The following is a 12969-nucleotide window of genomic DNA, read 5'->3' on the forward strand; positions in this document are numbered from 1 at the left end:
AAACGCGGGGTCCGTTCAGGCTGTTGCGTTGAGATTGAAAATCAACCTAATATTGGAGACGCGATGTCTTGCTCTTACGGGTCTCAAACAGAATGGGGCTGCCATGGCTCAACCCAGGATCCTTCTTACACGTATCGATGACCGTTTCATTTACGGGCATGACGTTGAGCTGTGGAACGAAGCCGTGGGTTCCAACCTTGTCCTAATCGTCAACGATGAAATCGCGGCGGATTCGCGCCAATGGGCACCCATGAGGGTCGCGGCGCCAGAAGGCGTTTGGATGCGGTTTTTCTCGGTGCAAAGGACCGTCGATATCATTCATACCGCAACGCCGCGTCAATGGATCCTGATTATGGTGGCCTCACCCGCCGATGCGCTCGCGCTGGTTAAGGGCGGCGTGCCAATAACCAAGATCAGCATCGGCCATATGCAGGCGGGGGAGGGCAAGCGTTCTGTGACGCCTACCGTTGCCGTAGACAATACGGACATCGCCGCCTTCAAAGAGCTGCAAGCGCTCGGCATAGAGCTAGAAATCCGCTACCTCCCCAGTTCCGCCCCCGACCCCATCGGCAATCTGTTCAACTAATCCTTGGGGACGGAGGAAAACGGATCATTTTGCCCTTGCGAGGGACGCGTGCGATGTCGCCTGTCAAAAACTATGCCCATTTACTACGTTTGATCGGCTATCGCCGAGCATGTCGAATTTGAGAAAAACAAAACCGCAGGTAGACGGCTCGTGAATTAAACAAAAACTGGTGCATGGTCGAGCATCCCGGGCTAAACGTAGTAAATGGACATAGTTTTGATATGTCACCCATACAGTCACAGCGAAAATGAGCCCAAAAGATGAAAAAACGCCCGTCGGCGGTGGTGCCGGCGGGCGCTGCTGTGCGATATGTTGTGTTATGGGCTTAGTGCCTCATAAAGTGATATTCGATCACATTGCTGTAGGGGTGACCCGGGCCCACAATGCCCTGCGGGAACAGCGGCTGGTGCGGCGTGTCGGGGTACATCTCGGCCTCGAGGGCAAAGCCGGCGCCCCAGCCATAGTTGGCGTCGTCCTTGGCATGCTCGTCGCCCAGCCAGTTACCGGTGTAGAGCTGTACGCCCGGAGCGGTGGTGTAGTAGTCCAGCTCGCGACCGGTCCACATCTCCTCGACGTGCATGGCGCGGCGCAGATTACGGCCGTACTGATAGCCATCGATGCACAGACAGTGATCGTAGCCACGGGCCTGCTTAATCTGCGGGTCGTCGGCTTCCATGCCGGGGGCGACGGGGCGCAGCTCGCGGAAGTCAAACGGTGTTCCCTCGACCGGAGCAATCTCACCGGTGGGGATGTTCTGCTCGTTAATGGGCAGGTAGTGGGCGGCGTTGGCGACAAAGAAATGTTCGCAGTCCATGCCGGCGTTATGACCGGCAAGGTTAAAGTACGTGTGGTTGGTCATGGACACGTAGGTGGCGCGGTCGCTCTCGCAGCCATACTCGATGCGGAAGACGCCGGTGCGCGTAACGGTAAACACGGCTGTAAAGGTTCGGTTGCCGGGCAGGCCCAGCTCGCCGTCCTTAAGCGAGGTGGTCATGCGCACGGTGTTATGGACCTCGTCGAGCTCAACGTCCCACACGCGCTTGTGCAGGCCGTACTCAAGATCGCTGTGCAGGTTGTTGGCGCCCTCGTTGGCGGGCATATGCCAGTCCGTGCCGGCGATGGTGATCGTGGCACCAGCGGTGCGGTTGGCCACAGGTCCGATGGTCGCGCCAAAGCAAGCGGGGTTGTCAAAGTAATCCTCGAGCTTATCGAAGCCCAGCACCACATCGCGCACGTTGCCGGGGATGTCGGGCACGTCGATGCCCAACACGGTGGCGCCATAGTCCATAATGCGAACACAGATCTCGGGCCCGTTGAGGGTGTAACGATGAACGGGGGTACCGCACGGCGCGGTGCCGAAAAGCTCGGAAGTGATCATTTGGTTCCTAACATCGAGGTATTTCCGACAAACTGTAGCGCGAACAGGCGAGATTATCACTACACCCCACTAAAGCAGGGGGTATTTTTCTCAAAAAAGTGATGATTGGAGCTGTGCGGGCGTTCATTTTTGACGCGTACGAGTCTGATACAATTTGTTCGTTACTGTTTGAATGATATGCGCGCAAAGAACGGCGAGGATTCATCGTGATTAAGGCAGAGCGACAGGATAAGGTTCGTCAGCTGCTCGAGGAGCAGGGCACGGTCTCGGTCAAAGAGATTTCGGATGCGCTGGGCGTTTCGGACATGACGATTCGCCGCGACCTCGAAGAACTTGCGAGCCTAGGCGAGATCGAGCGCGTGCACGGCGGAGCCCGCAGTGCACAGGGCCGTCCGCACGCTATGTTGCGCCATGAGTATTCGCACAGCGAAAAGCGCACTAAGCATGCCGAGGAAAAGCTGCAGATTGCGCGCCGTGCTGTGGAGCTTATCGAGGAGGGCTCGACCATCTTTTTGGGCACGGGCACCACGGTTGAGCAGATGGCCTCGATGCTGCCGACGTTTCGCCTGCGCATTGTGACCAATTCGCTTTCGGTGTTTAACCTGCTCGAGGCGCGCGAAGACTGCGAGCTGTGCCTCGTGGGCGGTATGTACCGTCGCCGCACCGCCGCTTTTGTGGGACCAACGGCCGAGGATACCCTGCGCGCGCTGGGCATCGATGCGGCGTTTATCGGCGCCAACGGCATCTTGGACGGTGGCGTATCCACGTCCAACATGGACGAGGGCCGTATCCAGCAGCTCGCCTTTAGTAAGGCGGACTCGCGCTATCTGATCGCCGACTCCAGCAAGATCGGCAAGCGCGACTTCTACACCTTCTGCCGCCTGGACAATTTGGACGCCGTGGTGTGCGAGCCGGGTATTACCGCCGAGGACCGCGCTGCCATCGAGGAACATACGCAGGTCATCTGCTGACTAACGCTGCAGGCGGTACTTCTGTCCCCTGCCGGTGCCCTCAGCTGTAACCAGGCCTGTTTCAACGAGTTTTTTGAGGATGCGAAGTAGCTTCGAGCGGCTAAAGGTCACTTTGGCGGCAAGCTCACTTGTCGATTGAGGGCGTACTCCACTTAGCAGTCCGAATACGGTAAGTTCGTCGCCTTCGAGCCCGGGGTTATCCATGAGAAGGGGAAGTGTGACCACAATGGCGTTGTCCGAAACTTGAAAACGGGGCTTTTTGATGCTGCCTTTGTAGGTGTCTCGGATTCGCATAATGCCCGTTCCGAATGCCTCGATAAGGCCTAGGCGCAAAAAGACTTCGGCAAGAATGCCGTTACGTCTAACGGACAGCATGTCGGACAGGTACTCATCGACAGTCATGCTTGCTGGCAAGCCGCCAGGCGAGGCGACCTCCACGCGGTCGTCGAACATCGAGATGCGGATGTGCGCGGGAACATCCCAAGTCCTATGAACGATTGCATTGGTTATTGCCTCACGGAACGCCTCAAGTGGAATGAGCTCCTTGCGAATTCGTTCCATTCCCTTGATCTCTTCGTAGCAGTACTGAGCTTCAAATAGTTCAAGCGCGCTGTCAATTTCTGCTAAGACTGATGCATGCTCAAGAGTTTTGCGCTGTTTAATGAGATTGATGGTGTCACCAAACACTGCAATGTCGATGCCTGGGAAGCCGTTCTCGTCCGCGAGTAGCTCTGCTGCGTTATTGTAGGTCCCGGTCTCATCGAGCAGGCCGAGGGTTTTGAGAGTGTCGGTTGTGAACGACTCAAGCGAAAGCTTTGCTATTAGGCGATTCTCTAAAACGGTGAAAGATAAATCTTGCTTACTTGCCGCGAGCTGTTCAAAGGAGAGGTTTTGACCCTCGAGCACAAGGCGCGAAAGGCCTAGGGTATCAACTGGTATGGTCGCGGTGTCATTGCGCTTGTACGCCTTCGATCGGTACAGGTAAGGCTTCGATCTGCCGGGAAAGACCGTAAGCTCTACGGTTGCATCGAACTCGTTGATTTTTAGGGAGTAATCGGGCTGGGGGATAATCGAATCGTTAATCTTGTTTTCGATATCTAGGCAGGTCTGCTTGGGGTTATCGAGGCCAACGGTTTTTCCGTCGTCATCGATTCCGAATAGGACGCGCCCGCCCGTGCTGTTTGCATAAGCGGAGACGGTTTTAAGGAACGAATTGGTGACGCTCTCCTTGAACTCAAGATCTTTAGACTCTTGCATCATTTTGCTCCGTTTTGCTTCAACTTGACACGAAAAATGACATGTAAAATTTTACACGTCATTTCGCACATCAAAAGTATGACACGAAAAAAATTGCGCGTCATTTTGCGCGTCAAGGTGACGCGATATGACATGCAAGGGTGGATTTGACCATCTAATTGTCTCGATCCGTAACAGTTGGGGGTGAAAATCTCGGCTAGATGTTACAGATTGAGATCTTTCGGCCCAGTCATTCCGTTCATCTTGATTTGTAACAGCTGGGGCTGAAAATCCCTGCCAGGTGTTACAGATCGAGACAAACGACAGGCTCAGGCCCGGGCAAAACATATAGGCCGCATGCGAACCCGCGGAGGGATTCGCATGCGGCCGACAGGGGGTATGCGGTGGAAACTAGGCCATGAGCAGGCCGGTCTCTGCGACGTTCTTGTACCAGTACGCGCTCGCCTTGGGATAGCGCTTCTGGGTCTCAAAGTCGATGTAGAACAGACCATAGCGCTTGTTGTAGCCGTTGGTCCAGGAGAACTGATCCTGCAGCGACCACACAAAGTAGCCGTCGACGTTCACGCCGCCGTCGATTGCCTTGAGGATCCACGCGAGATGCTGGCGCATGTAGTCGATACGAGGGGCGTCGTCGATAAAGCCGTCCTCGAAGTCGTCCTTATAGCCCATGCCGTTCTCGGTGATGTAGATCTTCTTGTAGTTGGGGTAATCGTTTTTAATGCGGAGCAGCAGATCGTACAAGCCCTCAGGATAGATGATCCAGTCCCAATCGGTGGTGGGAACGCCTTCGCGCACGCATGACTCGCCCACGCCCTTGAGGAACCAGCGCGAGGAGCCCTTGTCGCCGGTGCCATTGTGGTTGATGTCGTTTTCGCCCTCGGCGGCACGCAGGAACTGGCACTTGTAGGTGTTGACGCCCAGGCAATCGTTGTAGGGGAGCGCGGCGGTCAGCGCGGCGATGTCCTCATCGCGGACGTCGAGCTCGCCGCCGGCGATATGGGCCAGCTTGGTCGCAGCCTCCATGGTGTCGGCTGCATAGTGGCCGCGGAAGGTGGCGTCGAGTACCCAGCGGTTGTTGATGACGTCGGCCATGCGAGCTGCCTCACAGTCGGCAGCGCTGTTGGGGTCGAGGGGATACTTGGGCTCCAGGTTCTGGACGATGCCGATCTCGCCCTCAAAGCCGCCCTCATGGAAGGCGACGACAGCCTTGGCGTGGGCCACCATCATGTTGTGCATGAGCTGGAAGGCCTTGTCCAAGCGATACTTCTCGCCGTGCGGCCAGTTGCCGACGATAAAGCTGCCCTCGGCGGTCGCGGGAATCTCGTTAAAGGTAAACCAGTGCTTGACCTCGGTGAACTCGGCAAAGCAGAACTTGGCGTACTCGACGAAGGCATCGATGGTCGTGCGCGTCAGGAAGCCCTCGCCGCCGTCCTGATAAAAGGCCTCGGGCGTATCGAAGTGATCGAGCGTGACATAGGGGATAACGCCGGCATTGTTGCAGGTGGCAAAGAGCTCGTGATAGAAGGCGACGCCCTCGGGGTTGATCTCGCCAGTGCCGTTGGGGAAGATGCGGCTCCAGGCGATGGAGACACGGATGCCGTTGATGCCGAAGCGCTGGCACAGGTCGATATCGACCGGATATTTGTTGTAGAAGTCGCTTGCAGGATCGGGGGAGAAGCGACCCTGAGCAGCCAGGAAATCGTCCCAGGGCACTTTGCCCTTGCCGTGTGTACGGGTCTCGCCTTCAACCTGGTAAGCAGCGGTGGCGCCGCCAAACACAAAGCCGTCGGGGAACTGCATGGGGTTGGTCATGAGTCATCCTTTCTGTGGGATACGAATAGGGAGAGGTGCCCGAACTGGGGATTCGGGCACCAACAGAGGGAGGTAACTAGTCGAGGTTCTCGCGGAGCCACTTGATGGCGCCAGCGGGGTCACGGGTAAGGTCGATATATTCCTTACCGCGCGGGGCGAGCAGCTTAATGCCCAGACGATCGGTGTCGGCCTTCATGTCGTTGTAGTAGCTACGGACCTGCGGGGCAAGCACGATAACGTCGTACTGATCCATGATGGCAGTGTGCTGACCATAGGCGCCTGCGGAGGAAGCAATATTCTCTCCGGTCTGTGCGGCACCTTCCTTGATGGCGTTGGCAAGCATGGCAGAGGTGCCGGCGCCGGCGCACAGGACGAGGACCTTCAGGCCGTCGACATCCTTCTTGGCGGATGCGTCGGCGGCAGGCTCGGGCTGATCGGCGACAGGCTTGCTGTCGGTGGCAGCGGCGGTCGTCTCGACGGAAGCGGTAGTCTGCTCGACAGCGGGCGCAGAGGCGTTGGGGGCGATGACGGCAGCACCATCGGACTCAAGACCCAGCTCGGCGGCGCGCTCGGCCTCCTGGTCGCAGAGCAGCTTATCGTATGCCTTCAAGAACGGCAGGTAGATGATGGCGTCCAGCAAGATGATGATCGCGACAAATACCAGGGCAATAAGCTGGAAGTTCGTGGTGATGAAGATGCCGATGGGGGCAGGGGTAGCCCAAGGCACCACGAAGGAGAAGCCGTTCATGCCCACGTTATCGATAAAGAACTTGGCAACACTCACGTTGACGCAGCCGGCGGCAACAAAGGGGATGAGCATGTAGGGGTTAAGGATCATCGGCGCGCCAAAGAGCAGCGGTTCGTTGACGGCGAAGGCAACAGGAACGATCGAGGCCTTGCCGACGGCTTTGAGCTGCTTGGATTTCATAAAGAGAATCAGCAGAAGCGGCACGATGAACGTGGCGCCGGTGCCGCCGAACTCACCCACGAGCGACATGTTAAAGGTGAGGGAGTGGGCGGGGTGGCCGCCTGCCAGCAGAACCTGCAGGTTTTCGGCCTGGTTGGCAAGACGGATGGGGTCGATGCCCGGCTGGACGATCGAGGGGCCGTGGACGCCGATGAACCAGAAGAACGCGGTGGCTGCCTGGATAAGGATAAGGCCAGGATAGGTTTCTGCAGCGGTGAAGAGCGGGGAGAGCAGTTTGATAAGCAGCTCGGAGAACGGAACGCCCATGAGGTTGCGCACGACGACATCGATGATGCCGCAGATGATGACGGCGCCGCCAAAGGGGATGATGTCGCGGAAGTTCTGAGCGATGGCGCCCGGAACCTCCTTGGGCAGCTTAATGGTCAAATCGCGCGAAACGCAGAATTTATAGACCCACACGGTAATGAACGCGGCGATATAGGCCGAGAACAGACCGCGCGTGCCCATGCTGGTGCAATCGAAGACCGAAAGTTCGGAGCCGTTGAACTTGGTGGTGAACTGCGTGACTGCGAGCAGCAGCATGCTGCACTGGGCGGCCACCATGGTGGAACCGTCGTTGAGCACTTTGCCGGCGGGCATACGACGGTTCATGGATGCCGTGAAGTTCTTGGCGGTGGTGCCGGCAACCATGATGCCCATGACGCCCATGGTGAAGTTGTAGAGCTTGTTGCACCAGTCGATGAGCGGCTGGGGCAGCGTGATGCCGACTACGCCGGGAAGGGTGGCAATGAGCAGAAAGATCGAAGAGGTGAGGACAATGGGCATGCACCCAAGGAATCCGTCCTTGATGGCCTGGAGGTATATGTTCCTCGAGATCTTCTCAAAGAACGGCTGATGCTTTTCGAGCATCTTTACGATGGCGTCCATAGAGCTCCTTTGCTACTTGATGCGCGATGCATGTGGATGGAACTGGTCGTCGATGGATGGTCAGGACTGCCCGGAAACCTTCCTGTTTAAGGAAGGCATTGCGAAATGACAACGTTGTCATTTCGTTAATGACAACGTAAGACATTTTTGGAAGAGCAACAAGGATATACGGGTGAGTGGTCGATATTGTTCGGTAAACGGTTGATTTATCAGTCAGGCAGGTAGTGTATGCTAGAACGCAAAAACAAGCGATGTAAAACCGACTGGAGAAGCAGTGGCAACGATGGACAAGAAAAATGTCTCAATGAATGATGTGGCGATTGCCGCTGGTGTTTCTCTCAAGACGGTTTCGCGCGTGATTAACGAGCCCGATAGCGTGCGAGAGTCGACACGCGATAAGGTTCATTCGGCCATGGAGGCGCTCGGGTTTCGAGCCAACTTTGCCGCGCGTTCGCTCAAGTTGGGCCGTTACGGGTGCATCGGCGTCGTGCTGTTCCACTTGTCGGGCGGTGCCGTGGACATGATCGACGGTATCGCCGATGCCGCCGAAGAACGCGGCTTTGCGCTCACGATGATTAAGAAGCGCGCAGGGGAAAAGATGACCCTTGCCGATGCGGCGCGTAGGATGTCGCAGCTGCCTGTTGATGGCATGATCTTTAACCTGCGTCAGATGGTCGATGACTTTGATACCTTCGAGGCTCCGAAAGACCTCAAGACGGTGATTATCACACCGATGGAGCATCCTACCTGCTCTACCGTCAGTGACGATCAAGAGGGTGGTGCGCGCATGGCGTGCGAGTACTTCTTGAATCACGGGCACAAGAACGTGTACTTCGTTTCGGGTAAGAAAGAGTCGCTGTCGAGTCAGTGCCGTATGAAAGGTTGGCGTGCGGCACTCGAGGCGCGTGGCATTGAGCCGCCCGAGCCTCTGCAAGGCGATTGGAATGCGGATAGTGGCTATGCCGCGGGCCTTGTGCTTGCCGATAAGCCCGATTGCACGGCGGTCCTCGCTGCTAACGACTGCATGGCAAACGGCGTGATGATGGCTCTACGTGACAAAGGGCTCAATGTGCCCGACGACGTGTCCGTGATCGGTTTCGACGATGAGCTCTACAAGACGATTCCCAACTCGATTCTGACGTCGGTGAAGTTTCGCCACCGCGAGCTGGGCATCCGTGCGCTTAACGAGGTCGTCGCAGGTCTGGAAGCCCCGAGCTCCAGAAGCCGTACGCTCGTCTCGGGTGTGTTGGTCGAGCGCGCGAGCGTGCGGGATCTGCGGGCGTAGACGTGCTCGGCCTGCTCGTCTAAATCTGTAACAGGTGGGACCCGAAAACTCGGCTAGATGTTACAGATTGAGATGAACAGGAGGACGGGTGCGGTCTAAACAAAATGGCCCGCGCATCACACATCGATGCACGGGCCATTTATTGTCTGCGAGCGGCAGGTGGTGTCAGCGTCTTATGCCTCGAGGTTTTCCTCGATCCAGGCGACGGCACCCTTGGGATCCTTAGTGAGGTCGATGTACTGTTTGCCCTTGGGCGACAGCAGCGTGATGCCCAGGCGGTCGGTGTCGGCCTTCATCTCGTTGTAATAGGTGCGAACCTGCGGAGCCAGGACGATGACGTTGTACTGGTCCATGATGGCGTAGTGACTGCCGTAGGCACCGGCGTTGGCGGTAATGTCGATGCCCAGCTCGTCGGCGCCTTCCTTAAGCGCGTTGGCGAGCAGTGCAGAGGTGCCGGCGCCAGCGCACAGAACCAGAACCCTCAGATCCTTGCCCTTAAGGGCGGACGGAGCTGCGGAGGCCTCAGTGGCAGAAGCGGTCTCGACAACAGGAGCCTCAACGGCGGGGGCGTCAGCGGTCTTGACGGTCTTGGTCTCCTCGGCCTCTTCTTCGGCCAGGGTCTCGGCCTCCTGCTTGCACAGGACGTTGTCGTAGGCCTTGCAGAACGGGTAGTAGATCAAGAAGTCAACGACCAGCAGGACGACAACCAGGACCAGAGAGATCGGCTGGAAGTTGGTGTCGATGAAGGTGCCGATCGGTCCGGGGAGTGCCCACGGCATGGCATAGATAAAGCCGTTCATGCCCAAAAAGTCGATGAAGAACTTACCAATGAGGACGTTGGCCACGGGGGCAAACAGGAACGGGATCAGGAAGTACGGGTTGAGGATGATGGGCGCGGCGAACAGCAGCGGCTCGTTGACGGCGAACATCACGGGTACGACAGAGGCTTTGCCGACGGCCTTGAGCTGCTTGGAGCGCATAAAGAGCAGGAAGATGATCGGGACAATGAACGTGGCGCCGGTGCCGCCGAGTTCGCCGATGTAGTTACCGAAGTTCTCGGTCAGGGCGAGGGCGGGGTGACCGCCGGCCTGCAGCGTGGCGAGGTTAGTGGTGATGTTGCCAAACAGCGCGGCGTTGAGGGCAGGCTTAACGACCGAGGGGCCGTGGATGCCCATGAACCAGAACAGCGGGATCATGAACCAGATGAGGGCGAGGCCGGCGTAGGAATCGGCAGCGGCGAACAGCGGGCTCACCAGCGTGGAGATGACGTTGGCAAACGGGACGGCCAAGCAGGTGCGGCAGATAACGTCGATGACGGCGACAAACAGGATGGAGAAGCTGAAGGCGAAGATGTCGCGGAAGTTCTGGGCGATGGCGCCGGGGACTTCTTTGGGCAGCTTGATGGTGATGTCTCGCTTAATGCAGAAGGCATAGATGTTGACCGTGGCAAATGCGGCGACAAAGGAGCTCAGCAGGCCCTTGGTGCCCATGTTGTCGGTAAAGAACACCGAGACATCGGCGCCGTCGATCTTGGCACTCGTCTGGGTAACGGCCAAGATGAGCATAGCGCACATGGCGGCGACCATGGTGCTCGTGGCGTTGATGGCCTTGCCGGCAGGCATGCGGCGGTTCTTGGAGCCGGTCAGCGCGCTTGCGGTGGTGCCGGCGACCATGATGCCCACGACGCCCATCGTGAAGTTGTAAACCTTGTTGCAGAAGTTCACGACGTCGACGTTCCACCAGTCGGGCAGCGTAAAGCCGCCGACCGTGGCGACAACGCCCGGCAGGGTCGAAATAAGCAGGAAGACAGAAGAAGACAGGATGATGGGCATTGCTGCCAAAAAGCCGTCTTTAATGGCCTGAAGGTAGATGTTCTTAGAGACCTTGTCGAAGTACGGCTGACCTTTCTCCAAGAACTTAACGATCGATTCCATAGTTCACGCTCCTCTTTGCATGAAATCTTAATGGCATGGACGTTGAAAACCTATATGGTCTCCCGCTTGCTAAAAGCCCGGGTGCAGGCGGGGTCGGTCCCAGGGGGAGAGAGGGGAGCGGCTGGGTTTGTATCGCATGGGGCCGCTCCCCCTCGGGGGAAAGCGAGGCGATGCGCTACTGCGCGTCCGCCATAGTGTCGGCGAGCTCCTTGTACCAGAGTGCCGACTGCTTGATGTAGCGTTTTTGCGTGTCGAAGTCGATGTAGAACAGGCCGTAGCGCTTGTTATAGCCATTGGCCCACGAGAACTGGTCCTGCAGGCTCCAGATAAAGTAGCCCTGGACGTCGACGCCCTCGGCACGCGCCTGGAGCACCTTCTCCATGTGCTGGTCGACAAAGTCGATGCGCTCGGGATCGGCGACGATGCCGTTTGCGTCGGGCTCGGGGTCCTTGTGGCCCAGGCCGTTTTCGGTGATATAGATGACGGGGAGGTTGGGATAGGTGGCGCTGATGTGCTTGAGCGTGTCGTAGAGGCCTTGCGGGTAGATGAGCCAATCCCAGTCGGTGGTGGGGATACCCGGCATATCGACCTGCTGCCCGACGCCCTTAAACTTAAAGCACGAGGTGCCCTTGTCTCCGGTGCCGTTAAAGCTGTTGGTGGACTCGCCATCGTAGGCGGCGATAAACGCCGACTGATAGTAGTTGAGGCCGAACATATCGTTGCGGGGCGCCGCCTTGGCGAGCTCCTCCATGTCGCTGTCCTCAACCGTAAGCGTGGCGTTGTTGGCACGCAGAATCTCGTTGATGAGTGAGAGGGTGCGCGCGGAGTAGTGACCCAGGAAGGCGCCGTCCATGATGAAGTCGGTGTAGAAGGCGTTGTACAGGTCGGCGGCGTGCTGGTCGGCGGGCGAGTCTGTGGCAGGATATGCCGGCGTCAGGACGTTGACCATGCCAATGCGTCCGCCCAGGTGCTCGGTCTCGTCAAGATCCTTATACAGGTTGACGGCGCGGGCGTGGGCAACGAGCTCGTTGTGCTGGCTCTGGATGCCGCTCGTCACATCAAAGTGATGGTTGGGCGGGAAGTTGCCTTGGATGTATTGGGAGTGCGAGAGGCTGATGAGCTCGTTGATGGTGAACCAATTCTTGACCTCGCGGAACTCGCGGAAGCAGAACTCGGCATAGCGCACATAGGCGTCGACGGTCTTGCGGTTGAGCCAGTCGCCCTGGTTGAACAGGGCGGCGGGGGAGTCAAAGTGATGCAGGGACACATAGGGCTCGACGCCATACTTTTTGCAGCAGGCGAACAGCTCGTGGTAGTGCTTAACGCCCTCGGCGAGGGGCTCGGCATCGTCGCCGTTGGGGAAGATGCGGGTCCAGGCGATGGACACACGGATGGCGTTGAGTCCATGCTCGGCAGAAAGGCGGATATCCTCCTCGTAGCGGTTGTAGAAATCACTGGCCGGGTCGGGCAAAAAGCGACCCTGGGCGACAAGGTAATCGTCCCACATGGTCTTACCCTTGCCTGCCACCTTCGTGGAACCTTCCGTTTGGTACGCGGCGGTTGCGGCGCCCCAAACAAAGCCCTTCGGCAGCTGCTGTACGCGGTTTAGCAAAGACATATGCATACACCCTCTCGTCTCGCTGTTCGATATTGTGCGTTTGCGCTCAGGAGGCTCCCTGGTTAGCGTTCAGCGGTGAAAAAGCCCGATAAACACTATCTTAAAATGATTAGAACCAAAATGAGCACGTGAACATTTGACAATGAGCACGTTAACATCCGGCTGGGATGTATAGAAACAAAACAACTTCAAACAGCCGCGAACGGTTGTATTTGTTCGGTAAGCGGTTTTGATTGACAGAAGTTTTCATGTTGTGGTATATGGCTCGGGTAT

9 protein-coding genes are annotated in these 12969 nt (G+C 57.5%); 3 read left to right on the forward strand and 6 right to left on the reverse strand.

The features are described 5' to 3' along the window. Positions 1 to 586, forward strand: a 586-nt coding sequence (locus tag DWZ15_RS02280) for a PTS sugar transporter subunit IIB (protein WP_233544606.1), incomplete at its 5' end; no start/stop codon positions are given. Positions 587 to 911: 325 nt separating this feature from the next. On the opposite strand, the gene DWZ15_RS02285 is transcribed toward DWZ15_RS02280, so the two are convergent. After that, positions 912 to 1964 (reverse strand): aldose epimerase family protein, encoded by a 1053-nt coding sequence (locus DWZ15_RS02285; protein ID WP_118449137.1) that lies wholly within the window; start codon positions 1962 to 1964, stop codon positions 912 to 914. Between the two features lie 206 nt (positions 1965 to 2170). Here DWZ15_RS02285 and DWZ15_RS02290 point away from each other — a divergent pair, with 206 nt between their 5' ends. Further along, on the forward strand, positions 2171 to 2935 hold the full coding sequence (locus DWZ15_RS02290) for a DeoR/GlpR family DNA-binding transcription regulator (RefSeq protein WP_118449139.1): 765 nt from the start codon (positions 2171 to 2173) through the stop codon (positions 2933 to 2935). Here the strand turns inward: DWZ15_RS02290 and DWZ15_RS02295 are convergent, their stop codons facing one another. The 3 genes from DWZ15_RS02295 to DWZ15_RS02305 form a co-directional block, all read right to left on the reverse strand. Further along, a complete protein-coding gene (locus DWZ15_RS02295) occupies positions 2936 to 4195 on the reverse strand; it encodes an ATP-binding protein (RefSeq protein ID WP_233544607.1) in 1260 nt (419 codons plus the stop codon). A 387-nt stretch (positions 4196 to 4582) separates the two neighbouring features. Beyond that, the gene (gene lacG / locus DWZ15_RS02300) at positions 4583 to 6004 is read right to left on the reverse strand and encodes a 6-phospho-beta-galactosidase (protein WP_199580009.1); all 1422 of its coding nucleotides are present in this window, start codon (positions 6002 to 6004) and stop codon (positions 4583 to 4585) included. Between the two features lie 76 nt (positions 6005 to 6080). Next, the gene (locus tag DWZ15_RS02305; RefSeq protein ID WP_117564762.1) at positions 6081 to 7859 is read right to left on the reverse strand and encodes a PTS lactose transporter subunit IIBC; all 1779 of its coding nucleotides are present in this window, start codon (positions 7857 to 7859) and stop codon (positions 6081 to 6083) included. Positions 7860 to 8142: 283 nt separating this feature from the next. Here DWZ15_RS02305 and DWZ15_RS02310 point away from each other — a divergent pair, with 283 nt between their 5' ends. Next, on the forward strand, positions 8143 to 9144 hold the full coding sequence (locus DWZ15_RS02310; protein ID WP_117564763.1) for a LacI family DNA-binding transcriptional regulator: 1002 nt from the start codon (positions 8143 to 8145) through the stop codon (positions 9142 to 9144). A gap of 173 nt (positions 9145 to 9317) precedes the next feature. On the opposite strand, the gene DWZ15_RS02315 is transcribed toward DWZ15_RS02310, so the two are convergent. Further along, entirely contained in the window at positions 9318 to 11078 is a 1761-nt protein-coding gene (locus DWZ15_RS02315) for a PTS lactose transporter subunit IIBC (RefSeq protein WP_117564764.1), read from the reverse strand. Positions 11079 to 11253: 175 nt separating this feature from the next. Further along, positions 11254 to 12702: a 6-phospho-beta-galactosidase gene (lacG, locus tag DWZ15_RS02320; RefSeq protein WP_006234822.1), complete on the reverse strand. Its 1449-nt coding sequence runs from the start codon at positions 12700 to 12702 to the stop codon at positions 11254 to 11256. Positions 12703 to 12969 lie beyond the last annotated feature (267 nt).

It is taken from the genome of Collinsella sp. AF29-7AC (genome assembly GCF_003475665.1).
In the GTDB taxonomy this organism is placed as follows: domain Bacteria; phylum Actinomycetota; class Coriobacteriia; order Coriobacteriales; family Coriobacteriaceae; genus Collinsella.